General features: G+C 70.9%; 22 protein-coding genes. 14 read left to right on the top strand and 8 right to left on the bottom strand.

From position 1 onward, the window contains the following. Positions 1 to 72 precede the first annotated feature (72 nt). Positions 73 to 2811, bottom strand: coding sequence for an aconitate hydratase AcnA (acnA, locus tag ACGFW5_RS32025; RefSeq protein ID WP_393837836.1), 2739 nt, complete (start codon positions 2809 to 2811; stop codon positions 73 to 75). A 487-nt stretch (positions 2812 to 3298) separates the two neighbouring features. Here acnA and ACGFW5_RS32020 point away from each other — a divergent pair, with 487 nt between their 5' ends. From ACGFW5_RS32020 to ACGFW5_RS32000, 5 genes are all read left to right on the top strand, one after another. Continuing rightward, positions 3299 to 3763, top strand: a complete 465-nt coding sequence (locus ACGFW5_RS32020) for a helix-turn-helix domain-containing protein (protein ID WP_393837835.1) — start codon at positions 3299 to 3301, stop codon at positions 3761 to 3763. Continuing rightward, the gene (locus ACGFW5_RS32015; protein WP_393837834.1) at positions 3649 to 3936 is read left to right on the top strand and encodes a hypothetical protein; all 288 of its coding nucleotides are present in this window, start codon (positions 3649 to 3651) and stop codon (positions 3934 to 3936) included. The genes ACGFW5_RS32020 and ACGFW5_RS32015 overlap by 115 nt, the downstream gene beginning before the upstream one ends. Beyond that, positions 3923 to 4783, top strand: coding sequence for an oxidoreductase (locus tag ACGFW5_RS32010; RefSeq protein WP_393837833.1), 861 nt, complete (start codon positions 3923 to 3925; stop codon positions 4781 to 4783). The genes ACGFW5_RS32015 and ACGFW5_RS32010 overlap by 14 nt, the downstream gene beginning before the upstream one ends. A 209-nt stretch (positions 4784 to 4992) precedes the next feature. Beyond that, positions 4993 to 5484, top strand: coding sequence for an HAD family hydrolase (locus ACGFW5_RS32005; protein WP_393837832.1), 492 nt, complete (start codon positions 4993 to 4995; stop codon positions 5482 to 5484). A 387-nt stretch (positions 5485 to 5871) separates the two neighbouring features. Then, positions 5872 to 7398, top strand: a complete 1527-nt coding sequence (locus tag ACGFW5_RS32000; RefSeq protein WP_393837831.1) for a helix-turn-helix domain-containing protein — start codon at positions 5872 to 5874, stop codon at positions 7396 to 7398. Between the two features lie 137 nt (positions 7399 to 7535). On the opposite strand, the gene ACGFW5_RS31995 is transcribed toward ACGFW5_RS32000, so the two are convergent. After that, positions 7536 to 8699, bottom strand: coding sequence for a serine hydrolase domain-containing protein (locus ACGFW5_RS31995; protein WP_393837830.1), 1164 nt, complete (start codon positions 8697 to 8699; stop codon positions 7536 to 7538). A gap of 40 nt (positions 8700 to 8739) precedes the next feature. Further along, positions 8740 to 9015, bottom strand: coding sequence for a DUF4190 domain-containing protein (locus ACGFW5_RS31990; protein WP_393837829.1), 276 nt, complete (start codon positions 9013 to 9015; stop codon positions 8740 to 8742). Between the two features lie 326 nt (positions 9016 to 9341). Between ACGFW5_RS31990 and ACGFW5_RS31985 the strand changes: the two genes are divergently transcribed. Both ACGFW5_RS31985 and ACGFW5_RS31980 read left to right on the top strand, forming a co-directional pair. After that, complete coding sequence (locus ACGFW5_RS31985) at positions 9342 to 10592, top strand: sensor histidine kinase (protein WP_393837828.1); 1251 nt, start codon at positions 9342 to 9344, stop codon at positions 10590 to 10592. Further along, positions 10589 to 11290, top strand: coding sequence for a response regulator (locus ACGFW5_RS31980; RefSeq protein ID WP_393837827.1), 702 nt, complete (start codon positions 10589 to 10591; stop codon positions 11288 to 11290). Before ACGFW5_RS31985 ends, ACGFW5_RS31980 begins: the two co-directional genes overlap by 4 nt. A 56-nt stretch (positions 11291 to 11346) precedes the next feature. Here the strand turns inward: ACGFW5_RS31980 and ACGFW5_RS31975 are convergent, their stop codons facing one another. Next, positions 11347 to 12159, bottom strand: coding sequence for an SGNH/GDSL hydrolase family protein (locus ACGFW5_RS31975; protein WP_393837826.1), 813 nt, complete (start codon positions 12157 to 12159; stop codon positions 11347 to 11349). A gap of 310 nt (positions 12160 to 12469) precedes the next feature. On the opposite strand from ACGFW5_RS31975, the gene ACGFW5_RS31970 reads away from it, so the two are divergent. From ACGFW5_RS31970 to ACGFW5_RS31945, 6 genes are all read left to right on the top strand, one after another. Then, positions 12470 to 12643, top strand: a complete 174-nt coding sequence (locus ACGFW5_RS31970) for a hypothetical protein (RefSeq protein ID WP_393837825.1) — start codon at positions 12470 to 12472, stop codon at positions 12641 to 12643. A gap of 598 nt (positions 12644 to 13241) precedes the next feature. Then, positions 13242 to 13511: a hypothetical protein gene (locus ACGFW5_RS31965; protein WP_393837824.1), complete on the top strand. Its 270-nt coding sequence runs from the start codon at positions 13242 to 13244 to the stop codon at positions 13509 to 13511. 371 nt (positions 13512 to 13882) lie between these two features. Next, positions 13883 to 14140, top strand: a complete 258-nt coding sequence (locus ACGFW5_RS31960; RefSeq protein ID WP_393837823.1) for a hypothetical protein — start codon at positions 13883 to 13885, stop codon at positions 14138 to 14140. Between the two features lie 239 nt (positions 14141 to 14379). Continuing rightward, on the top strand, positions 14380 to 14829 hold the full coding sequence (locus ACGFW5_RS31955) for a MarR family winged helix-turn-helix transcriptional regulator (RefSeq protein ID WP_393837822.1): 450 nt from the start codon (positions 14380 to 14382) through the stop codon (positions 14827 to 14829). 62 nt (positions 14830 to 14891) lie between these two features. Continuing rightward, positions 14892 to 16565: an MFS transporter gene (locus ACGFW5_RS31950; RefSeq protein ID WP_393837853.1), complete on the top strand. Its 1674-nt coding sequence runs from the start codon at positions 14892 to 14894 to the stop codon at positions 16563 to 16565. 204 nt (positions 16566 to 16769) lie between these two features. Further along, positions 16770 to 17210, top strand: coding sequence for a hypothetical protein (locus tag ACGFW5_RS31945; protein ID WP_393837821.1), 441 nt, complete (start codon positions 16770 to 16772; stop codon positions 17208 to 17210). Positions 17211 to 17286: 76 nt separating this feature from the next. Here the strand turns inward: ACGFW5_RS31945 and ACGFW5_RS31940 are convergent, their stop codons facing one another. Together ACGFW5_RS31940 and ACGFW5_RS31935 are read right to left on the bottom strand one after the other, a co-directional pair. Then, a complete protein-coding gene (locus ACGFW5_RS31940) occupies positions 17287 to 18288 on the bottom strand; it encodes a proline racemase family protein (protein ID WP_393837820.1) in 1002 nt (333 codons plus the stop codon). Positions 18289 to 18305: 17 nt separating this feature from the next. Next, positions 18306 to 19217 carry a dihydrodipicolinate synthase family protein gene (locus ACGFW5_RS31935; RefSeq protein WP_393837819.1) on the bottom strand — a complete coding sequence of 304 codons (912 nt, stop codon included), beginning with the start codon at positions 19215 to 19217 and terminating at the stop codon, positions 18306 to 18308. Positions 19218 to 19486: 269 nt separating this feature from the next. Here ACGFW5_RS31935 and ACGFW5_RS31930 point away from each other — a divergent pair, with 269 nt between their 5' ends. Then, complete coding sequence (locus ACGFW5_RS31930) at positions 19487 to 20857, top strand: aminopeptidase P family protein (RefSeq protein ID WP_393837818.1); 1371 nt, start codon at positions 19487 to 19489, stop codon at positions 20855 to 20857. A 72-nt stretch (positions 20858 to 20929) separates the two neighbouring features. On the opposite strand, the gene ACGFW5_RS31925 is transcribed toward ACGFW5_RS31930, so the two are convergent. Together ACGFW5_RS31925 and ACGFW5_RS31920 are read right to left on the bottom strand one after the other, a co-directional pair. Continuing rightward, the gene (locus tag ACGFW5_RS31925) at positions 20930 to 21328 is read right to left on the bottom strand and encodes a RidA family protein (protein WP_393837817.1); all 399 of its coding nucleotides are present in this window, start codon (positions 21326 to 21328) and stop codon (positions 20930 to 20932) included. Further along, entirely contained in the window at positions 21325 to 22434 is a 1110-nt protein-coding gene (locus ACGFW5_RS31920; RefSeq protein ID WP_393837816.1) for an acyl-CoA dehydrogenase family protein, read from the bottom strand. The genes ACGFW5_RS31925 and ACGFW5_RS31920 overlap by 4 nt, the downstream gene beginning before the upstream one ends. Between the last annotated feature and the right edge of the window lie 122 nt (positions 22435 to 22556).

The raw sequence follows: 22556 nt of genomic DNA, 5'->3' as shown, positions 1-22556 counted from the left end.
ATCACACACGGCAGGGCCGCACCCCCCTTCCGGGGGGTGCGGCCCTGCCGCCGTTCTGACGCTCTGCCGTGCCTACTTGCGGATCAGGCTGCGCAGCACGTACTGCATGATGCCGCCGTTGCGGTAGTAGTCCGCCTCGCCGGGGGTGTCGATGCGCACGACCGCGTCGAACTCACTGCGTACATTGTCGGCTTCGCCGGGGGCCGTGTCGGTGGTGACCTTCACCGTGCGCGGCGTGGTGCCGTTGTTCAGCTCCTCGACGCCGGTGAAGGAGAAGGTCTCCTCGCCGGTCAGGCCGAGCGAGGAAGCGGTCGCGCCCTCGGGGAACTGGAGCGGCAGGACGCCCATGCCGATGAGGTTCGAGCGGTGGATGCGCTCGTAGGACTCGGCGATGACGGCCTTGACGCCGAGCAGCGCGGTGCCCTTGGCGGCCCAGTCGCGGGACGAGCCCGAGCCGTACTCCTTGCCCGCCAGGATGACCAGCGGGGTGCCGGCGGCCTGGTAGTTCTGCGAGGCGTCGTAGATGAAGGAGACCGGGCCGCCCTCGACGGTGAAGTCGCGGGTGAAGCCGCCCTCGGTGCCCGGCGCGATCTGGTTGCGCAGGCGGATGTTGGCGAAGGTGCCGCGGATCATGACCTCGTGGTTGCCACGGCGCGAGCCGTAGGAGTTGAAGTCACGACGCTCGACGCCGTGCTCCGTGAGGTACTTGCCTGCCGGGGTGTCGGCCTTGATCGCACCGGCCGGGGAGATGTGGTCGGTGGTGACCGAGTCGCCCAGCTTCGCCAGGACGCGGGCGCCCTGGATGTCGGAGACCGGGGTGGTCTCCATCGTCATGCCCTCGAAGTAAGGGGGCTTACGGACGTAGGTGGACTCGGAGTCCCACTCGAAGGTGTTGCCGGTCGGGATCGGCAGCGACTGCCACTGCGCGTCACCCGCGAAGACGTCCTGGTAGGACTTGTTGAACATGTCCTCGCCGATGGCGTTGGCCACGACGTCGTTGACCTCGGCCTCGGTGGGCCAGATGTCCTTGAGGTAGACCGGGTTGCCCTCGGTGTCGGTGCCGATGGCCTCGGTGGTGATGTCGACCTTCATCGAGCCGGCGATGGCGTACGCGACGACCAGCGGCGGGGACGCCAGGTAGTTCATCTTGACGTCGGGGTTGATCCGGCCCTCGAAGTTGCGGTTGCCGGAGAGCACCGAGGTGACCGCGAGGTCGTGCTCGTTGATCGCCTTCGAGATCTCCTCGTCCAGCGGACCGGAGTTGCCGATGCAGGTGGTGCAGCCGTACCCGACGAGGTTGAAGCCCATCTTGTCGAGGTAGGGGGTGAGGCCGGCCTTGTCGAAGTAGTCGGTGACGACCTTCGAGCCCGGGGCCAGGGTGGTCTTGACCCACGGCTTGCGGGTCAGGCCCTTGTCGACGGCCTTCTTCGCGACGAGCGCCGCGGCGACCATGACGTACGGGTTCGAGGTGTTGGTGCACGAGGTGATCGCGGCGACGGTGACGGCGCCGTGGTCGATCTCGAACGTCGTGCCGTCGGCCAGGGTGACCGGGGTGGGGCGGCTCGGCACACCGTTGGTGGTGGCCGGGGCGTCGGAGGCCGGGAAGGACTCCTTGCCCGCCTCGTCGTCGTCCTCGACGTAGTTGCGCACGTCCTGGCCGAAGCGCTCAGCGGCGTTGGCGAGGACGATGCGGTCCTGCGGGCGCTTGGGGCCGGCGATGGAGGGGACGACCGTGGAGAGGTCGAGCTCCAGCTTCTCGGAGAAGTCGGGCTCGGCGGCCGGGTCGAGCCAGAGGCCCTGCTCCTTGGCGTACGCCTCGACGAGCGCGACCTGCTGGGCGTCGCGGCCGGTCAGACGCAGGTACTTCAGGGTCTCGTCGTCGATCGGGAAGATCGCGGCGGTGGAGCCGAACTCCGGCGACATGTTGCCGATGGTGGCGCGGTTGGCGAGGCTCGTGGCCGCCACACCCTCGCCGTAGAACTCGACGAACTTGCCGACGACGCCGTGCTTGCGCAGCATCTCGGTGATCGTGAGCACCAGGTCGGTCGCGGTGGTGCCCGGGTTCAGCTCGCCGGTCAGCTTGAAGCCGACGACGCGCGGGATGAGCATCGAGACCGGCTGGCCCAGCATCGCGGCCTCGGCCTCGATGCCGCCGACGCCCCAGCCGAGCACGCCGAGGCCGTTGACCATGGTGGTGTGCGAGTCGGTGCCGACGAGGGTGTCGGGGTAGGCCTGGCCACCCCGCACCATGACCGTACGGGCCAGGTGCTCGATGTTGACCTGGTGGACGATGCCGGTGCCCGGCGGGACGACCTTGAAGTCGTCGAAGGCGGTCTGGCCCCAGCGCAGGAACTGGTAGCGCTCCTTGTTGCGGCCGTACTCCAGCTCCACGTTCTGCGCGAACGCGTCCTTGGTGCCGAACTTGTCGGCGATGACGGAGTGGTCGATGACCAGCTCTGCCGGGGAGAGCGGGTTGACCTTCGCCGGGTCGCCGCCGAGCTCCTTGACGGCCTCACGCATGGTGGCGAGGTCCACGACACAGGGCACACCGGTGAAGTCCTGCATGATCACGCGGGCCGGCGTGAACTGGATCTCCTCGCTGGGCTGGGCCTGGGAGTCCCAGTTTCCGAGCGACCGGATGTGGTCGGCGGTGATGTTCGCGCCGTCCTCGGTGCGGAGCAGGTTCTCCAGGAGAACCTTCAGGCTGTAAGGGAGGCGCGCGGAGCCCTCGACCTTGTCCAGCTTGAAGATCTCGTACGACTCGTCGCCCACGCGCAGCGTGCTGCGGGCGTCGAAGCTGTTCGCCGACACGACAGTCTCCTTCATTGATGTGCGCGTTCCACCACAATCCTGCCGCCACGACGTGTTGTCGATCCGCTGAGGTAAGGCTAAGTTAGGTAACCCTTACCGAGCGTCGGCTGCGGTGCGCCTCGGTAGATATCTCGATGTCGAGATAACTCTAGTACATCGCCGCCGGTAGGTCATGCGCGGGCGAGCCCGTCCGCCGCCGTCGAGGCGGGCCTGGCGCCGCCGTCGAACCGCGCCCACCGCCGTCGTCGAACCGGGCCGCCCACTCAGCGCACCCCAGTCGTGCGGCCTTTCCTCGCCATCGAACCCAGCCGCGCGAGGCAGCCACGCCGAGGCCTTGGAGCAACGGCTGACCGCCTTCGTCCGGGTGGGTGCGGCAGGGCCACCCGGGTGGCGGTGCCGGCCCGTACGTTGGCAGGCATGGACAAGAACCGGCTGAGTGAGTTCCTGCGGGCCCGGCGCGCACTGGTGCGGCCCGAGGGACCACGCGATGCCTGCCGGGACGCGCCGCACCCCCGGTCTGCGCCGGGAGGAGGTTGCCGTCCTCGCGGGAGTGAGCACCGACTACTACGTGCGGCTGGAACAGGGCCGCGAACGCAATCCCTCGCCCCAGGTCCAGAGGGCATTGGCCGCCGCACTCCTGCTGGGGGACGAGGAAGCCGCCCACCTGCGCGCCCTCGTCGATCCGTCACAGCACGCACGGCCCCCGGCGGCCGCCCGGGAGTACGCCGGCCCGCACCTGGTGTCCTTGCTGGACGCCTGGGCGCACACCCCGGCCCTGGTCTACGGCCGCCACCTCGACCTGCTGGCCGTCAACACCCTCGGCGAGGCGCTGCGCTGGTGGGCGAACTCTCCGTACGTGACCACGACTTCGCCCGCATGTGGGCGCGCCACGAGGTGCGGGCGAAGACGGCATCGGCCAAACGTTTTCACCACGCGTCGGTCGGCGATCTGACTCTGCATTTCGAGACCTTCTCCGTCAACAGCGCGCCCGGTCAGCATCTGGTGGTCTACCGAGCCGAACCCGGCAGCGCTGCCGAACAGTCGCTGGCCCTGCTGGGCAGCCTCGCCCTCACCGCCCTCCCGGACACTCAAGATGAAGGGAATATTCCGCATGACCTGCACTGATTCTCCCGTCTGGTTCATCACAGGCTGCTCCTCCGGCTTGGGCCGGGAGCTGGCCCGGGCCGTACTGGAACACGGCTGGCGGGCGGTGGTCACGGCCCGGGACCCCGGCAAGGCCGCCGACCTGATCGCCGGGCACGAGGAACGCGCGATCGCGTTGCCCCTGGACGTCACCGACGCCCGGCAGATCACGGACGCCGTCGCCCAGGCACACGCCGCCTTCGGACAGATCGACGTACTGGTCAACAATGCGGGCTACGGCTACCTCGCCGCCGTCGAGGAGGGCGAGGACGACGAGGTGCGTGCCTTGTTCGACACCAATGTCTTCGGCCTGGTGGACACCACCAAGGCCGTCCTGCCCGGCATGCGAGCCCGCCGCACCGGCCACATCGTGAACGTGTCCTCCCTCGGCGGCCTCATCGCCTTCGGCGCCACCGGCTATTACCACGCAGGCAAGTTCGCCGTGGAAGGGCTCTCCGAGTCCCTGGCCGCCGAGGTCGCGCCACTCGGCATCAAGGTCACGATCGTCGAACCCGCCGCGTTCCGCACCAACTGGTCCGGGCCCTCCATGCGCCAGTCCGCCACCACCATCGCCGACTACGCCGCGACCGCGGGCACCCGACGCGCGAGCACCCTGGCCACCCACGGTCACCAGCCCGGCGACCCGGCACGCGCCGCCCGGGCCGTCATCGACGCCGTCACGGCCGAAGTGCCCCCGCTGCGCCTGCTGTTGGGCAAGGCCGCATACGACATCGCCACCGCCAAGCTGGACTCCCTCAGGACCACGTTCGACGACTGGCGGGAGGAGACCCTCAGCGCCGACTTCCCACCGGAACAAACCGCGAGCTGAGCGGCGCCACCGGACACGGGGGGGTAACCCGCTCCGCAACAGGGACCGGTCACCCGCTCCGCAACAGGCGTCGGTCACCCGCTCCGGAACGACGCCACGGTCAGGTCATCCGCTCCGCCGTGAACCCGGTGGTGCGGTGAGCACACGATCACCACCTTGCACCACCGTCTCGCACCGCTTCCCTCGCACCGCTTCCCCCGCGTCACGACGTGGCCGCCGCCCTCGCCGGCCGGTACGGCGACGCGGTGCCGGCCGCCGCGATCCGCGCCCTCCTCGACAACGGCGGGGCCGACCGCGTCCTCCTCGCTCCCCCGACCCGCGAGGCCCTGGAGAAGGCACGGGCAAACGGCTGGACGTGCGTCATCGTCACCAACGGCCGCACCAGCCAGCAGGAAGCAAAGATCCGTACCTGCGGACTTGACCAACTCGTCCAGGGCTGGGTCGTCTCGGAAGGCGTCGGCTACAAGAAGCCCGACCCGCGGATCTTCCGGGCGGCGGCCGCCGCGGTCGGCGCTCCCCTCCTGGGCGCGTGGGTCATCGGCGACGCGCCCCACGCCGACATCGCGGGCGCCGACGCGCTCGGGCTGCGCAGCGTGTGGGTGACGGACGGTCGCGCCTGGCCGCAGGACGGTCACCGTCCCACGCACGTCACCGGCGATGTCGCCCGCGCGATCCACCACGTCATGGAGGCGTCGCGATAACGACGCCGCCGGGCCCGCCGCGCTCGGACGCGCGGCGCTCGGACGCGCAGAGGTACGCGGGTCTCGCCGTGGCCTCCGAGGCGGGCCGCTGTTGGCGCATCTCGCCCTGCCCTCTGGGGACGGGCCGTGGTTCGCGTACCTCCCACCTGGCCCCAAGGACAGGCCACTGTTCGGGTGTCTCGTCCTCGCCTTCTCGGGCGCGCACTCCGCGGCGACACGCCGGGGCCGACAGGGCCGACACTGCGACGCACCCCGGACGGATCAGTTCCGTTTGCCGCTGTCGCGCGGGGCGCACAGGATCGGAGTTGACGGGCCTTCACCTTGACGCCTCACCCCGACGGCTCACCCCAGCGAGAACACATCTCATATCTGAGATAACCTGCCCCTATGGCAGACGACTACCTCGTACGCATCGGCAAGCTCATCCGTGACGCCCGGCAGCACCGGGGCTGGACGCAGACGCAGTTGGCCGAGGCTCTGGGCACCAGCCAGAGCGCCGTGAACCGCATCGAGCGCGGGAACCAGAACATCAGCCTTGAGATGATCGCGCGCATCGGAGAAGCGCTCGACAGCGAAATCGTCTCGCTCGGCTACGCGGGCCCCATGCACCTGCGTGTCGTGGGCGGCCGCCGCCTCTCGGGCTCGATCGACGTCAAGACGAGCAAGAACGCCTGTGTCGCGCTGCTCTGCGGATCGCTGCTCAACAAGGGCCGCACCGTGCTGCGCCGAGTGGCCCGCATCGAAGAGGTGTACCGGCTCCTGGAAGTCCTCAACTCCATTGGTGTGCGCACCCGTTGGATCAACGAGGGCACCGACCTGGAGATCGTGCCGCCGGCCCGGCTCGACCTGGACGCGATGGACGCGGACGCCGCCCGCAGGACCCGCTCGATCATCATGTTCCTCGGCCCGCTGCTGCACCGCATGGACCGCTTCCGGCTGCCGTACGCCGGCGGCTGCGACCTCGGCACCCGTACCATCGAGCCGCACATGATCGCCCTGCGCCGGTTCGGCCTCGACATCACGGCCACCGAGGGGATCTACCACGCCGAGGTGAACCGCACCTCGCCCGAGCGCCCGATCGTCCTGACCGAACGCGGCGACACCGTCACCGAGAACGCCCTGCTCGCCGCCGCCCGCAACGAGGGCGTCACCGTCATCCGCAACGCCTCGTCCAACTACATGGTCCAGGACCTGTGCTTCTTCCTGGAAGCGCTGGGCGTGCGGGTCGACGGCATCGGCACCACCACCCTGACCGTGCACGGCACGGCGGACATCGACGTGGACGTCGACTACTCCCCCTCCGAGGACCCGGTCGAGGCGATGAGCCTGCTCGCCGCGGCCGTCGTGACCGAGTCCGAGCTGACGATCCGCCGGGTCCCGGTGGAGTTCCTGGAGATCGAGCTCGCGGTCCTTGAGGAAATGGGCCTCGACCACGACCGCACCGAGGAGTACCCCGCCGACAACGGGCGCACCCGTCTGATCGACCTCACCGTACGGCCTTCCAAGCTGGAGGCGCCGATCGACAAGATCCACCCGATGCCGTTCCCCGGCCTGAACATCGACAACGTGCCGTTCTTCGCGGCGATCGCGGCGTCCGCCCAGGGCCAGACGCTGATCCACGACTGGGTCTACGACAACCGCGCGATCTACCTCACGGACCTCAACCGCCTCGGCGGCCGCCTCCAACTCCTCGACCCGCACCGGGTTTTGGTGGAGGGACCCACCCGCTGGCGCGCCGCAGAAATGATGTGCCCCCCGGCCCTGCGCCCGGCCGTGGTGGTGCTGCTCGCCATGATGGCCGCCGAGGGCACCTCAGTACTGCGCAACGTGTACGTCATCAACCGCGGCTACGAGGACCTGGCGGAACGCCTCAACTCGGTGGGCGCACAGATCGAGATCTTCCGGGACATCTGAGGCACCGCCGAGTTCTTTCCCCCTTTCCCTTTCCCTTTCCCTTTCCCTTCCCTGACGTGCCGGGCAGCGGGCCGGGGAAGGGGGCGGCGGCCGTAAGGCCTCGGCCGCGGCCGGCGGTCTTCGCCGTCCGCGGCGCCTCAGCGGGAGCCGGGCCGTCCCGGCGCAGCGCGGCACAGGGCCGTGTCCACGACGCGTTCGACGCGGTCGGTGCCCGCCGCCTCGGGCGGGATCTCGGTCACGGTCACGTTCGCGGCGCGTCCGTCGTCGGTGGCGCCGCCCCGGACCTCGTATCCCTGGATGTCGCCGCCGTGACCCCAGTAGACGCCGCCGCACGACAACGGCCTGCTCATGAGCCCGAGGCCGTAACCTGCTCCGTTGTTCCCGACGGGGACGGTGGTACGCATCTGGGCGAGCTGGGCCGCCGGGAGGAGCCGGCCGCCCAGGAGCGCGCTGAAGAAGCGGTTGAGATCGGAGTTGGTGGAGATCAGCTGGCCCGCGGCCCAGCCCCATGAGGGGTCCAGTTCCGTGACGTCGCGCAGCGGCGCGTCGGCCGCGTCCTGGTAGTAGCCGTGCGGGTGCGGTTCGCGCAGGGCCTGGTCGCCGGGGGCCGGGAAGCAGGTGTGGCGCAGCCCGATGCGCTGGATGACGCGCCGGTCCATTTCCTCGGCGAGGGGGCGGCCGGTGACCTTCTGGATGATCAGGCCCGCCAGGACGTAGTTCGTGTTGCTGTACTCCCAGCGCGCACCCGGGGCGAAGTCGGCCTTGTGCTTGAGCGCGATGTCGATGAGGTCGCGGGGCTCGAAGTACCGGTGCTGAACGGCCTTGTCGTCGAGGTAGTTGCCGTATTCCGGCAGCCCGCTGGTGTGCTGGAGCAACTGCCGGACCGTGATGTGACGGCCGTCGATGCCGTCGCCGCGCAGCAGTCCGGGCAGGTACGTGTCGACGGGGGCGTCGAGGCCCACCTTGCCCTCCCCGACCAGTTGCAGCACGACGACAGCAGTGAACGTCTTGGTGCTGCTGCCGATCCTTACCTGCCCGTCGGTCGGCACCCTCGACCCGGTGGCCAGGTCACCGCTGCCTGCGGTGTAGCTGCGGATGTGTCCGTCCCTGTCCTTGACGCCGGCCAGAGCGGCCGGCAGACCGTCGTCCCGCACCAGCGCGTCGAGGCCCCGCTGGACCGGGTCCGGGCGCCCGGCGGCGGACGCCGGGGGCGGCGCCGGAACACCCGCCGTCATGATGCCGACGGCCACCGCGGTTACGGCGCCGCGTCGGCGGAGCCTGTGCCGTTCCTGCTTGCGCATGAGTCAACTCCTGGTGGAATAGGGGGCGTTCGGCCGCGCGTCAGGTGCCCGCGAGCTGCTGGCGCACGCACTGCTCGTACTGGCTGAAGCTGTCGGGCCGATAGCACTTCTGCGTGTGGTTCGCGTACCAGGCGAGGAAGATCGCGGTCAGGACGGAGACCAGGATCGCGAGCGCCGATGTCACCACGGCGGTGACGGCTCTGCCCCGGCCGGCGCCGGTCCGCTTCGCCGTGAGCAGGGCGACGACGCCCAGGACGAGTCCGATGACGCCGAGCGGACCGCCGATGAGGACGATCGAGGTACTGAGGCTCAACACGCCGAACACCATGGCGACCAGGGCCGGCCCGTTCCTCCCGGGCGGCACCTCGGTCCCCGGCGCGTGCGTCCCTGGAGTGCCCAGGCGTGTGCGGTCCTGGATGCCCATGTGTGTGGGGTCACGTGTGTCGTCACGTGTGTGGTCGCGTGTGTGGTCGCGCATACCGTCGCCTGTGATCACTGGCCGCCTCCGTCATCTGTCGCCATCCGTGCAGGGCCCGATCCTGTGTCACGCAGGCGCGGGCGCACATCGCTTGAAGGCAGGAGAGTCTGCTCCCTCGATCGGGGGAGGCCGCAGGTCAGCGAGCCAGTCATACTGACCGGATCATGTTGAGGGGACTTCGGCCGCTGGTGCGCGGCTCCACGTATGCGGGCGTGCTCTTCGCCCTGGGCGGCCCATTGGCGAGCCTTGTTCCGCTGCCGTTCGCGATGGTGCCGGTCCTCGTGTGGCCGTCGGGCCCTTATGGCGTGCGGACGGCGCTGGCCCTTCTCGTCTGGGGGGCGCTCATCGGCGCTCTGGGGCTCGCCCGCACCACACGACGCGTGCTGATCGTGTCGGCCCGCCGGCTGCTGCGGGTGCCGCTGCCGGACCCGGTGGCCCCGCGCCGGCCCACGAGCTCGCCCCGTACCGGGCCCGCCACCGACCGTTGGCGCACATCGCTGTGGCTGCTGCTGCACGTGGCGGCGGGGTGGACGGGGACGCTGGTCGGCGGGGTGCTGGTCATCGCGGGCCTGACGCTGCCATGGGGGTGGTTCGAAGCCGAGGCGGGGCTCAGTCTGTTCGGCTGGACCGTGCGGGCCGACGGCGGCTGGGTGAGCTGGGCGTTGGCGCTCGGCTGCCTGCTGCTCGCCGCGACCCTGTGCGTGGGGGTGACGTACGTCCTGCGCCGGCTGGCCCCCGGGCTGCTGGGGCCCTCGACCGCCGAGCGGCTCGCGCTGGCCGCCGAGCGGGAGCTGCGGCTGGCCGAAAGCAACCGACTGGCCCACGAGTTGCACGACTCCATCGGACACACACTGACCGCGACCACCATCCAGGCCGCCGTGGCGGGCGAGCTGCTGCTCGCCGACCCGGCCGCCGCCCGGGGCGCCCTGCGCAGCATCGAGGAGTCGGCCCGAACCGCCCTGGAGGACCTTGACTACGTACTGGGCGTGCTGCGCGCGGAGAACGCAACGACCGCGCCCACCCGCACCCTGGCCGACCTGCCCGAGCTCCTGGAACGGCTGCGGCACGGGGGCGCGGTGGTGGAGCCGGAGCTGTCGGGCGACCTGGCGCGGGTGCGGGCCACCCTCTCCAGGGCGGCGTACCGGATCGTCCAGGAGGGCCTGACGAACGCGCTGCGGCACGGGGCCGCCGGCCCGGTCCAGGTACGGGTGACGGCCGCACGGACCGTACTGGAACTCAGCGTGGTCAACGAGACGCGGACGGCCCCGGGCCCGAACCCCTTCCCGACGTCCGGCCACGGACTGGCGGGACTCGCCGAGCGCGTACGGCTGTTGCACGGCACGATCGAGACCGGTCCGGACGGCCCGCGGCACTGGCGGCTGGCGGTCCGGCTGCCCCTACGGCCGGCCGCATGAGCGCCCATGGCCCCGGCGCATCCGTCAGCACCCCTGTCGCCGCTCCCGTCACCCTGCTGATCGCGGACGACGACGCGGTGACCCGGAGCGGTCTGCGGCTGCTGCTCGGAGCGCAACCGGGGATCGCCGTGGTCGGGGAGGCCGCCGACGGCCACGAGGCGATCGAGCGGGCGGAGCTGCTGCGCCCGGACGTGGTCCTGATGGATGTCCGGATGCCCAGGTGCGACGGCCTTGAGGCCACCCGCCGCCTCCTTGCCGAGTTTGCCCGGCCGCCGAAGGTCGTCGTGATCACCACCTTCGAGAACGACGGTTATGTCACCGCCGCGCTCAGCGCGGGGGCCGCCGGATTCGTGCTCAAGCGGCATCCGGTCCCGCAGATCGCGGAGGCCGTGCGGGTGGTGGCGACGGGCGAGGCGATCCTCTTCCCGGCGGCACTGCGCCGCATGGTCACCGCCCGGCCCTTGGACTGCGCCCAGGCGCTGCCGCACGCGACGCTGACGGACCGGGAGGAGGAAGTCCTGCGGTCGATGGCCACGGGCCTTTCCAACCCGGAGATCGCGACGTCGCTCATGGTGAGCCTGGAGACAGTGAAGACCCACGTCGGGAACGTGCTCAGCAAGCTCGGTGCGCAGAACCGCACCCACGCGGTGGTGATCGCCTACGAGTCCGGCCTGGTGGTGCCGGGAGGAGCGGGCTGAGACGGCTCGCGCCCCCACGGCATCCAGGTCACGGCGTGCGCGGCGGGGCCCGGGGCTCAGAGCCGGGCGAACCTGGTGAACTCCGGGAGGTAACCCTGTTCCTGGCCGTTGGCGGTGGGGTGGTACGACTCGTTGACGGGGAACGTGACGGAGTGGATCCACGACGAGGCGGAGCAGATCCCGTGCCCGGTAAAGCGTTTGGTGACGTCGCCGAAGGTGAAGCCGTGGTTGGTGGCCCGCTCGGACATGACCCGGTTGATCACGTCGACGGCGTCGTTGAGCGTGTTCTGTTTCGCCTGGCTCATGCCGCGCGCACACGTGCCGTGCGGGGTGAAGAGCCGGGGGTAGCCGAGGACGACGACGAGGGCCTTGGGGGCCTTCTCCCTGATGGCGCCGTACGTCGCGTCCAGGGCGGGGGGAAGCTCGTTCACGACGTAGTCGCGGGCTGCGGCGACCTTGCTCTGACAGGTGCTGTCGCTGCCGAGGACACAGGCACTCATCACGTCGGCGAACCCCGCGTCGTTGGCGCCGGCGGTGATGCTGACGAGCCGGGTCCCCTTGTCCAGCGGGCCCAACTGGTTCTTCATGACGTCCTGGGTGGTGGCTCCGGAACAGGCCGTGAAGGCGAACCGACGTGCCGGGTGCGCGGCGGCCCACAGCTCGGGGTAGGAGTGGGAGCTGCGTCCGCAGGACTCACCGGCCCGGTAGTCCCCGGCGCCGAGACCGGAGGAATAGGAGTCGCCGAGGGCGGCATAACTGCCCTCGGAAGGCGCTTCGACGGCATGTGCCGCCACTGTTCCGGTGCCCGTGAGCAGGAGCGCGGACAGCAACAAGGTGGGCCGCAGCGAGCGGCGGGGGGTGGGTGCCATGATCCGCACAACGAGTCACACCTGGGGCGGATACGGCAGGCCGGTGTCCGGCTGGGACGGCCACCCGGTAGGCGGCGTGCGGGGGGTCAGGGCCCCGCACCGGGCACTTTCTCTGCCACTCGCAGCAGATTCGCTCGCCCTTGTAGGAGTGCGACTGCTCGCCGTGGCGCTCCTGGCTCTGGGCACCCGGCCATAAGCGGAAACGGCGCGTGCCCCCTTCCTGGCGCGCGACCGGAAGCACGGGGTTCCCGCCGGTGAGTAGGGGTACTCGGCGGGCATCAACCGGATAGGCCGGATTAGGGGAGATGCCATGCTGGCCATAGGCGCGGCGATACTGTTCGCGATCGCGTTTCTGATCAACGCTGCGGACATTTCGACCAACGATGTGTTCACCTCCACCAACGTCATGCTGATCGGGCTGGCCCTGCTGGCCCTGCATGTGGCGGGCATCGGCAACGGCTGGTCGGGACGCCGGCGGCGTTAATCGCGGTCGAACGGGCGCGGTGGCGCGGTGGCGCGGACTTTTCGGGCTGATCGACGGTATGCCCATCCGGGGCCTCGGCCGGGCCGCCCGACCACCCGAGCCGCACCCGCGCCGCACCCAACCGCCCCGGCCACCCGCGCCGCACCTGGCCACCCCGGCCACCGCCGCACCTGACCGCCCCGGCCATACCCGGCCACTCCACTCCGGCCGCCCCGACTGCCCGGGCGCCGACCCCCCGTACCCAACGGCACCGACAGCACCGACAGCACCGACAGCACCGACAGCACCGACAGCACCCGAGCGTGGCGCTCGCGCCTTTATGGGCCGTGGGCGCCGCTTTCGCGTGTGGGCCGTGCCCCGGGAACAGGGTCGCCCATAAATGACATGTACCCGCGCCTGTAGCCGCTCCAGAATTAGACAGAGCACCCTTTTGGCGGTGAAGGGCGGGGTCGCTTTCCTGGGGGCGCGCGTGGTTTAACTCGCAACTGCTTAATGCTCCCGCGCGCCCGAGCGACCCCCGTATTCCTCCGTGTCATCGGTGATAAAACTGTCGTTGTCCAACTCGTCGGACGGTGTTAAAAAACAGAAAGGTGGAGTCATGATTGAAGGCGTCAAGCGTGCGATCGCTCTCGGTGCTGCTACTGCCGCACTCGCCGCAGGAGTGGCTTTCTCCTCGGTCGGTGTCGCTGAGGCGGCGCCGCAGCACACGGTCGCGGCGGCGGCTCACGGCGGCAAGGAGCGGTGCCACGTAGTCAAGGGGTACTGGACGAAGACCTGGCACAAGGCCACGCGCGACCGGCACGGCCGGGTCCACCCGGGCCACTGGACCAAGACATGGCACAAGGCGCGCAAGGTCTGCCACCGTTAATGACGCAAGGCTCGCGCAAAGAGTTGGCGAGGCTCCTCTAAAGAGGGCATAAAAAGCGGCGCGGCGCCTTCTGTCGGGATTCCGGCGGAAGGCGCCGCTTCGTTTCATGTCGCGTGTTTGTGAATTGACTGTGGGGCGGGAAAGTGGGTGCGCGGGAGGTTGCGCCGGGCGACGCTGTAATTCGTCCTCTCGCGGCGGAGTGAAATGCCCTGGATTCTTCGCGCGGGCCGGTGCAATCCGCCCGGGTCGGCCAACGGGCTCAAGGCCCCCTCGGCCAAGGGGCGACTGGATTGTCAGTGGCTCCCTCTAGCGTCGGAAACCTGGGGTCGGCCCGTGCCGGGCCGACCGGGTCATCGAGAGAGGGAGCGGCCATGGGCACCATCCGCATCGACAAGAGGGCGCTGCCACGGCTCCTCGCCGACGGCTCGGCCGGCCGTGGCGTCTCCTATCAGGAGGCGTTCGCCGAGCTGGCCGCCACGCACCGCGGCCTGCCGCCGGACCGGATCGTGCCGCTCCTGCGCCGCGCCGCCGACCAGGCGCTGCTCGGGTTCACGTCGGCCGATCTGTACGAGCAGGCGGAGGCCATCAGCACCGGCCAGCGGTACGAGCTGAGGGTCACCCTGACCTAGAACGAGGCGGGTGAGGACAGTTGGGGCGGCGGGCGGCACCCGGAGACGGAGACGCACCCGCTCCTGCGCGGACCGCGGGCGGGACTCCTTCCGCGGTATTCCGCGGCCTCCCACGTCGAGCCTCCCCCGGCGCTCGGTGGCGTTCCCCGGCGTTCCGCGGCCTCCCCCAGCGTTACGCGGCTCCCGCGACCTCCCACACCCATTGTTACGACGGCTTGATAAGCCTATTGTAACTATTCATGGACGACAGCTCTCCCGCGCCGGAGGACCCCAGCGAGGTCGCGGCGACTCTACGACTGACCGTCGGCCGGATCGCTCGCAAGCTCCGGCAGGCGCACGCCGTCGGTGACACGACGCTGTCCGAGGTCTCCGTGCTGGCCCGGCTCGAACGGGACGGGCCCGAGTCCCCGGGGGCGCTCGCGGAACTGGAACGCGTCCGGCCGCAGGCCATGGCCACCACGCTGGCCGCCCTTGAGCGCCGGGGGCTCGTCAGCCGGCAGCCGGACACCCTGGACCGGCGCCGGGTGGTGATGACGGTGACCGACGCCGGGCGCACGGTGGTCAGGGACCGGCGCTCGGAGTCGGTACAGGGCCTCGCGCACGCGATCGAGGCCGAATTCACCAGCGCCGAGCGGCACGAACTCGTGGCCGCGCTGTCGCTGCTCGGACGACTCGCGGAGCGGCTGTGACGACCAAAGGCCCCACACCCGGCAACGCCCCCTCCGGCACGGGCGGCACGGGCGGCACGGCCCTGACCCGCGCCCCCCAGGAGCGGAACGACCGCTACAAGTGGGTCGCTCTGTCCAACACCACCCTCGGCGTGCTGATCGCCACGATCGACGGCTCGATCGTGATCATCTCCCTGCCCGCCATCTTCCGCGGCATCGGGCTCGACCCGCTCGCCCCGGGCAACATCGGCTACCTGCTGTGGATGATCCTCGGCTATCTGCTGGTGTCCGCCGTGCTCGTCGTCTCGCTGGGGCGCCTCGGTGACATGTTCGGCCGGGTCCGCATGTACAACAGGGGCTTCGCCGTCTTCGCCTGCGCCTCGCTCGCCCTCTCCCTCGACCCGTTCAAGGGCGGCAGCGGCGCGCTGTGGCTGATCGGCTTCCGAGTCGTCCAAGCGGTCGGCGGGTCGATGCTGACGGCCAACTCGGCGGCCATCCTCACCGACGCCTTCCCCTCCCGGCAGCGCGGCATGGCGCTGGGCGTCAACCAGATCACCGCCCTGGCAGGCCAGTTCCTCGGCCTCATCGTGGGCGGCCTCCTCGCCACCGTGGACTGGCGGGCGGTGTTCTGGGTCAGCGTGCCGATCGGTGTGGTCGGCACCGTCTGGTCGTACCGCAGTCTGCGCGAGACCGGCAGCCGCAGGCCGGGCCGGATCGACTGGGTGGGGAACTTGACCTTCACCGCGGGGGCGGGCGCCCTGCTGACGTCGATCACGTACGGGATCCAGCCCTACGGCGGCCACTCGACGGGCTGGACCAACCCCTTCGTGCTGGGCGGCCTCGGCACGGGTGTCCTGCTCCTCGTGGTCTTCTGCATCGTGGAGACCCGCATTCCCGAGCCGATGTTCCGGCTCGGGCTGTTCCGCAATCGCGCGTTCGCCGCGGGCAATATGGCGGCGCTGCTCACCGCGATCGCGCGGGGCGGCATGCAGTTCATGCTGATCATCTGGCTCCAGGGCATCTGGCTGCCCCTGCACGGCTACGACTTCGAGCGCACCCCGCTGTGGGCCGGCATCTTCATGCTGCCGCTCACCCTGGGCTTCCTCATAGCCGGGCCCGTCTCGGGCTACCTTTCGGACCGCTTCGGAGCGCGGCTCTTCTCCACGAGTGGGTTGCTCCTCGTGGCCTGCTCGTTCCTCGGCCTGCTGGCTCTGCCGGTCGACTTCTCGTATCCGCTGTTCGCGGGGCTCTTGCTGCTCAGCGGGGTGGGCCAGGGCATGTTCTCCGCGCCGAACACTTCGGCGATCATGGGCAGTGTCGCGCCGGAGCAGCGCGGGGTGGCGTCGGGGATGCGCTCGACGTTCCAGAATTCCGGCACCGCCCTGTCGATGGGGCTCTCCTTCTCGCTGATGATCGTCGGCCTCGCCGCTTCGCTGCCCCACGCGTTGAGCAGCGGCCTCCAGGCGCAGGGCGTGCCCGCGGGGACGGCGGAGCAGGTGGCGGGGCTGCCGCCGGTCAGTACCCTGTTCGCCACGTTCCTCGGCGACAACCCGATCAGCCATCTGCTCGCGCCCAGCGGCGTGCTGCACACCCTGCCCGCGCACGACGTCGCGGTCCTGACCGGACACAGCTTCTTCCCCGAGCTGGTCTCGGGCCCCTTCCACGACGGCCTGGTCACCGTGTTCGGGGCGGCCACGGTCATGTCCCTGGTGGCGGCGCTCGCCTCGGCACTGCGCGGACGGCGACCCACCCCGTAACCGGCGAGCCCTGGCCGCCCCTTCCTCCCACAGGCCGTTGCAGGGTCCTTGCGGTTCTTTGCAGGTCCTTGCACGACAAGCCGCGTGGGCTGTCGACGCGGGTCGCAGGGATACCGTAAGGACTTGTTCGATGGAGGGATCGGGTCGGTCGTCTCGATCGTGACGGGGAGATCGGCAGCGACCGGCGTTCGACAGGGGGGCACTGTGTTCAATCGACTGGCCATGAACGTGCTGCCGCCGGGGAGCCGTTGGGGCTGCCAGGTGCGGTTCTGGGTGGACGGCCGCGACGTGGTGGAGGCGGCACTCGACGCGGATGGGCGCGGCCCGCTCGCCCCGCAGGTGCTGCGAGCGGACCGGCCCGGTCCGCTCGCAGCCACCGGTGAAGCCCGTCGTCTCAGGCTGGGCGAGCCGGTGTGCACGGGCGGCTGCTGCGGGTTCCTGACCGCCGTCGTGCAACGCTGCGGAGGCCTGGTGGTCTGGTCCGACTGGGAAGGGCCCTACCAGGATCAACTGCCCCTCGATTTCCACTTCGAGGCGGAACAGTACGACGCGGAACTGGCGCGAGCGGTCGGGGACCGGTGGTGGGACACGTCCACAGGACGCGCCTCGCGCCTGTCGGCCCGGGCCGACGACACGGGGCTCTGAGCCCCTGCCGAGAGGTGGCCTCCGCCGCGATGCGGTCCCCGCCGGGGCGGGGCCGGGCCGCTCGCGGCGGGCTCGATCACAGCAGGAAGCCCTGCGGGAACGGGTCGGACGGGTCCAGGAAGTACTGGGCCGTCCCGGTGATCCAGGCGCGGCCGGTGACGGTGGGGACGACCGCGGGGAACGGCCCGACCATGGTTTCGCCCACGAGCCGGCCGGTGAACCGCGTACCGATGAAGGACTCGTTGGTGAAGTCGCGGTGCAGCGGGAGTTCGCCCCGCGCGTGCAGCTGTGCCATCCGGGCGGACGTCCCGGTGCCGCACGGAGAGCGGTCGAACCAGCCGGGGTGGATCGCCATGGCGTGCCGCGAACGCGACGCGTTCGACCCGGGGGCGGCGAGGTAGACGTGCTTCACCCCGGAGATCTCCGGGTCCTCCGGGTGCACCGGAGAGTCGGAGGCGTTGATGGCGTCCATGACGGCGAGCCCGGCGGCCAGCAGCTCGTCCTTGTGGGACCGGGCGAAGGGCAGGCCAAGGGATTCGAGCTCGACGAAGGCGTAGAAGTTGCCCCCGTAGGCGAGGTCGTAGGTGACCACGCCCAGGCCGGGCACCCGCACCTTGCGGTCGAGCGCCGCGCAGAACGCGGGGACGTTGGTCAGCGTGACGGCCTTCGCCTCGCCGTCCTCGACCCGCACATCCACGCTCACCAGACCGGCCGGGGTGTCGAGCCTGACCGTGGTGACGGGCTCGGTGACCGTCACCATGCCGGTCTCCACCAGCACGGTGGCCACCCCGATGGTGCCGTGCCCGCACATCGGCAGCAGTCCGGAGACCTCGATGTAGAGGACGCCGTAGTCCGCGTCGGGCCGGGTCGGTGGCTGGAGGATCGCTCCGCTCATCGCGGCGTGGCCGCGCGGCTCGTACATCAGGAGCGTACGGATGTGGTCCAGGTGGTCCAGGAAGTACAGGCGGCGCTCGGCCATGGTGGCGCCGGGAACGACGCCGATCCCGCCGGTGATGACGCGGGTGGGCATGCCCTCGGTGTGCGAGTCGACCGCGTGGTAGACGTGTCGGGTCCGCATGGTTGCTCCCTCGCGGGCTAGTGGTGGCCTTCGGCGAGCGCCTTTTCGGTGGCGGCGCGCACCGCCGCGTCCTGCTCGGCGGTCAGCGGCTCCCTGGGCGGCCGGGTGGGCCCGCCGGGGCGGCCCGCCAGGTCCATGGACAGCTTGATGGCCTGGACGAACTCGGTCTTGGAGTCCCAGCGCAGCAACGAGTGCAGGGACCGGTAGAGGGGGCGGGCGGTGGCGAGGTCGCCCGCGACGGCCGCGTGGTAGAGCTGGGAGCAGGCGGCGGGCAGTGCGTTGGGGTATCCGGCGATCCAGCCCACGGCGCCGGCCAGCGCCAGTTCGAGCAGGACGTCGTCGGCTCCCGCCAACAGGTCGAGATCGGGGGCGAGTTCGGCGAGTTCGTAGGCCCTGCGCACATCGCCGCTGAACTCCTTGACGGCGACGATGCTGCCATCGGCGTGCAGCTGGGCGAGCAGGGCGGGCGTCAGGTCGACCTTGGTGTCGTAGGGGTTGTTGTAGGCCACGACGGGCAGGCCCGCCTTGGCGACCTCCGCGTAGTGGGCGCGTACGGAGCGGTCGTCGGCGCGGTAGGCGTTCGGCGGGAGCAGCAGTACGGAGCCCGCGCCCGCGGCGGCGGCCCGCTCCGCCCAGCGGCGGGACTCGGTGCTGCCGTACGCGGCGACGCCGACCATGACGCGGTCGCCGTCGCCCGCCGCCTCGACGGCCGTGTGCACGACACGCTCGCGCTCTTCGTCGCTGAGGGTCTGGTATTCGCCGAGCGATCCGTTCGGCACGACGCCGTCGCTTCCGTTGGAGATCAGCCAGCGGACGTGCTCGGCGTAGGCCGCGAAGTCGATGGAGAGGTCGGGCCGCAGGGGCAGGGCGGTCGCGACGAGGATTCCGTGCCAGGGCCGGATGCGCTGGGGTGCTGCTACAGACGTCATGGTCGAACTCCCTAGTGTGGTGTGTGACATTTTACTGACCTCCGAGGCTTGCCCACAAGAGGCTCGACGACACGGCGGCGCCAGGCCTCAACGAGCCGTCTACGGCGGGGGATTGAGCGACAGGGTACTGCCTTGATGACCCGTGACATAGTAATGTGACATTGCACTGATCCGGGCCAGGACCGTCAGCGCCCGTCAGCGCCCTTCAACGCCCGTCAGCGCCCTTCAGCGCCTCCACCCTCCGCCCGTCCCTCACTTCGGGAGCCCCCATGGCCGAGCATTCCGCCCGCCTCAACACCGGTAGCCACGACCTGCCCGTCGGCGCCGAACTCACCGCCTTCATGGCCTCCGGCTGGGCCCCGAGCCCGCTGCCCGCCGATACCCGGGTGGCGGGATTCGAGGCCACCGAGGGCCGCAGGGCGCGTCTGTCCGCCCACTTCCCCGGTGAACGCCTGATCGTGCCGGCGGGTGAGCTGAGGGTCCGCTCCAACGACTGCGACCACCGCTTCCGCCCGCACAGCGCGTACGCCTGGCTGACCGGCCTCACCGGCGAGGACCAGCCCGGGCACGTGCTGGTCCTCGAACCGTCGGGGTCGGGCCACGAGGCGGTGCTCTACGTGCGGCCCCGCTCGCCGCGCGCCGGCGGCGACGAGGCGTTCTACCGCGACCGCAGGTACGGCGAGTTCTGGGTGGGCCGCCGCCCCGACCTCGCCGAGGCCGAGCGCCTGACGGGCATCCGCTGTGCCCACGTGGCCGAGCTGGGGGCGGTCGGCCACGGACGCGACGCCACCACCGAACCCGAACTCGGCGCCGTGCTGGCCGAGTTGAGGCTCGTGAAGGACGCCTGGGAGGTGGCCCAGCTCCAGCTCGCCGTCGACCACACGACCGCCGCTTTCGAGGATGCCGTACGCGCCCTGCCGCGCGCCCTCCTCCACCCGAGGGGCGAGCGCGTGATCGAGGGCGCGTTCGGACTGCGGGCCCGCGCCGAGGGCAACGGCACCGGGTACGAGACGATCGCCGCGTCCGGAGCGCATGCCTGCGTGCTGCACTGGATACGCAACGACGGCCGGCTCGACCCCAAGAATCTGCTCCTGCTCGACGCCGGTGTGGAGACGGACACCCTCTACACCGCCGACATCACCCGCACGCTCCCCCTCTCCGGCCGCTTCTCGCCCGTCCAGCGCCAGGTGTACGAACTCGTCCTGGCCGCCCAGGACGCGGGCATCGCGGCGCTGCGGCCGGGCGCCGCCTTCCGTGACTTCCACCGGGCCGCGATGGGCGTCATCGCGGAGGGCCTGGCCGAGTGGGGCGTCCTCAAGAGCGCGTCGGGCGAACTGCACCGCCGCTACACGCTGTGCGGCAGCGGGCACATGCTCGGCATCGACCTGCACGACTGCGCGAAGGCCCGCCAGGAGACCTATCTGGACGGTGTCCTTGAGGCAGGCCAGGTCCTCACGGTCGAGCCCGGGCTCTACCTCCAGCCCGACGACGAGACCCTGCCGCCCGAACTGCGCGGCATCGGTGTCCGCATCGAGGACGACCTGGTGATCACCGAGGACGGCGCCCGGCTGATGTCGGGAGCGCTGCCGAGGTCGGTCGCGGGGGTCGAGGAGTGGATGGGGGGACTGCTGGAGGGGTGAGGCGCGGGGGCGTGTCATCGGCGCGGGGGCGTGTCATCGGCGCGGGGGCGTGTCATCGGCGCGTGGACGGTGTCAGGCCAGGACGGCGAACCCGTCCAGCTCGACAAGGGCCTCGGTGTCCCACAGCCGCACCACCCCGACGACCGCCATCGCCGGATAGTCCCGCCCTGCCAACTCCCGCCAGATGGCGCCGAGTTCACGCGCCCGGGCGCGGTAGTCCGCGACATCCGTCGCGTACACCGTGACCCGGGCGAGGTCTTGGGGGCCGCCCCCCGCCGCGGCCAGCGCCGCCAGCAGGTTGGTGAGCGCGGTGCGGAACTGCTCGGGCAGCGTGGCGCCCGCGATCTTGCCGTCGGCATCGAGCGCGGTCTGTCCCGCGAGGAAGACGACGCGCGAGCCGGTGGCGACGACGGCGTGACTGAAGCCGGTCGCCGGGGACAGCTCGGCGGGGTTCACTCGGTCCAGGCTCACCGGTACAGCTCCTTCGCGATGATCGTGCGCTGCACTTCGCTGGCCCCTTCGTAGATGCGGGGCGCGCGGACCTCACGGTAGAGGTGTTCGAGCAGGTGCCCGCGTTGCAGCGCGCGGGCGCCGTGGAGCTGGACCGCGGTGTCGACGACGTACTGCGCGGTCTCGGTCGCGAACAGCTTCGCCATGGCCGAGCCGCGGGCGATGTGTGCGTCGCCCCGGTCGTGGGCGGCGGCCGCCGCGTACACCAGGAGCCGCGCGGCCTCGGTGCGGGTCGCCATGTCGGCCACCTGGTGGGCCACGGCCTGGAGGTCCTTGAGCGGGCCGCCGAACGCGGTGCGCCGGGCGGTGTGTTCGAGCGTCGCGTCGAGGGCGGCCTGCGCCATGCCGACGGCGAACGCGCCGACGCTGGGCCGGAACAGGTTGAGCGTGGTCATCGCGACGCGGAAGCCGCGGTCCCGCTCCCCCAGGATGTCGTCGGGGCTCACGGGTACGCCGTCGAAGGCGAGGCTGCCGACGGCGTGCGGGGAGAGCAGGTCGAGGGCCGCACCGGTCAGGCCGGGCCGGTCGGCAGGGACCAGGAAGGCCGTCACGCCCCGGGCGCCGGCGTCCGGGGTGGTCCGGGCGAAGACGGTGTAGAAGTCGGCTTCGGGGGCGTTGGAGATCCAGCACTTCTCGCCCGTCAGGCGCCAGCCACCGCCGTCCGGAGCCGCGTCGAGCTTCAGGGCCGCCGCGTCCGAGCCGGCGTCCGGCTCGCTGAGCGCGAAGGCGGCGACGGCGCGGCCCGCCGTCACCTCGGGCAGCCAGCGCTCGCGCTGCGCCGGCGTCCCGTACGCGGCGACGGGATGCGCGCCCAGGCCCTGGAGGGCGAGCGCGGTCTCCGCCTCGGTGCACGCGTACGCCAGTGACTCGCGCATCAGGCACAGGTCGAGCGCGCCGGAGCCGAAGAGGCGGGCGAGCAGCCCGTGCTCGCCGAGCGCTTCTACGAGTGGCCGGTTGACTCGGCCCGGCTCACCCTTGTCCGCGAGGGGGCGCAGCCGCGCCCCGGCGAGCTCCCGCAGTTCCCCGCACCATTCCAGCTGGTCCGGCTCCAGCGCGAATCCGGGCATGGCCACCCCTTTCCCACTCGGGTTCCGACTGTCCCACTCGGCTCCTGCGACGCACCAGACCGCCAAGGCCCGGCCGGGCGGGCCCGGAGGCACGACCCCGACCGCGCTATCGCGAACTGTTG

The sequence above is a fragment of the Streptomyces sp. NPDC048416 genome (genome assembly GCF_043200435.1).
Classification (GTDB): Bacteria; Actinomycetota; Actinomycetes; order Streptomycetales; family Streptomycetaceae; genus Streptomyces.
The sequence above is the reverse complement of the archived record's forward strand: the minus strand, read 5'-3'. Positions and strand labels throughout refer to the sequence as shown.

Bases quoted from the DNA above. Each gene is read 5' to 3' on its own strand.
- ACGFW5_RS32020 (WP_393837835.1), top strand. From the start codon at position 3,299: ATGCCTGCCGGGACGCGCCGCACCCCCGGTCTGCGCCGGGAGGAGGTT.
- ACGFW5_RS32010 (WP_393837833.1), top strand. From the start codon at position 3,923: ATGACCTGCACTGATTCTCCCGTCTGGTTCATCACAGGCTGCTCCTCC.
- ACGFW5_RS32000 (WP_393837831.1), top strand. From the start codon at position 5,872: ATGGCAGACGACTACCTCGTACGCATCGGCAAGCTCATCCGTGACGCC.
- ACGFW5_RS31995 (WP_393837830.1), bottom strand. From the start codon at position 8,699: ATGCGCAAGCAGGAACGGCACAGGCTCCGCCGACGCGGCGCCGTAACC.
- ACGFW5_RS31985 (WP_393837828.1), top strand. From the start codon at position 9,342: ATGTTGAGGGGACTTCGGCCGCTGGTGCGCGGCTCCACGTATGCGGGC.
- ACGFW5_RS31980 (WP_393837827.1), top strand. From the start codon at position 10,589: ATGAGCGCCCATGGCCCCGGCGCATCCGTCAGCACCCCTGTCGCCGCT.
- ACGFW5_RS31975 (WP_393837826.1), bottom strand. From the start codon at position 12,159: ATGGCACCCACCCCCCGCCGCTCGCTGCGGCCCACCTTGTTGCTGTCC.
- ACGFW5_RS31970 (WP_393837825.1), top strand. From the start codon at position 12,470: ATGCTGGCCATAGGCGCGGCGATACTGTTCGCGATCGCGTTTCTGATC.
- ACGFW5_RS31965 (WP_393837824.1), top strand. From the start codon at position 13,242: ATGATTGAAGGCGTCAAGCGTGCGATCGCTCTCGGTGCTGCTACTGCC.
- ACGFW5_RS31960 (WP_393837823.1), top strand. From the start codon at position 13,883: ATGGGCACCATCCGCATCGACAAGAGGGCGCTGCCACGGCTCCTCGCC.
- ACGFW5_RS31955 (WP_393837822.1), top strand. From the start codon at position 14,380: ATGGACGACAGCTCTCCCGCGCCGGAGGACCCCAGCGAGGTCGCGGCG.
- ACGFW5_RS31940 (WP_393837820.1), bottom strand. From the start codon at position 18,288: ATGCGGACCCGACACGTCTACCACGCGGTCGACTCGCACACCGAGGGC.
- ACGFW5_RS31935 (WP_393837819.1), bottom strand. From the start codon at position 19,217: ATGACGTCTGTAGCAGCACCCCAGCGCATCCGGCCCTGGCACGGAATC.
- ACGFW5_RS31930 (WP_393837818.1), top strand. From the start codon at position 19,487: ATGGCCGAGCATTCCGCCCGCCTCAACACCGGTAGCCACGACCTGCCC.
- ACGFW5_RS31920 (WP_393837816.1), bottom strand. From the start codon at position 22,434: ATGCCCGGATTCGCGCTGGAGCCGGACCAGCTGGAATGGTGCGGGGAA.